This is a genomic window from Streptomyces sp. HPF1205 (assembly GCF_020400825.1).
Classification (GTDB): domain Bacteria; phylum Actinomycetota; class Actinomycetes; order Streptomycetales; family Streptomycetaceae; genus Actinacidiphila.
This window is the reverse complement of record NZ_JAINVH010000184.1, coordinates 1-231: the sequence shown is the minus strand read 5'-3', so window position 1 is coordinate 231 and position 231 is coordinate 1. Positions and strand designations below refer to the sequence as shown.

The following is a 231-nucleotide window of genomic DNA, read 5'->3' as shown; positions in this document are numbered from 1 at the left end:
AGCCGAGGGGCTGCTGCACACCCAGGCTCTGCTCGCCCTCGCCCGGCGTCGGGTGGACGTCCTGTGGGCGATGCTGCGTGACAAGAGGCTGTTCACCTCCGTCCCACCGGTCACGCAGGCGGCTTGACACGATCATTGAGATTCTCCTTCGAGGCTTAGACACTTCGAAGATCAGCCGGTGGCCGTCTCTCTACGCGGGCACCCACCCGAACGCCGGGACAAACCCCCGGA

The 231-nt window shown here is 65.8% G+C and carries 1 pseudogene; it reads left to right on the top strand.

What is annotated here, in order from left to right:
- Positions 1-127 (top strand): annotated as a pseudogene (locus tag K7G61_RS36220) (IS110 family transposase); the annotation flags it as partial.
- Positions 128-231: the final 104 nt, after the last annotated feature.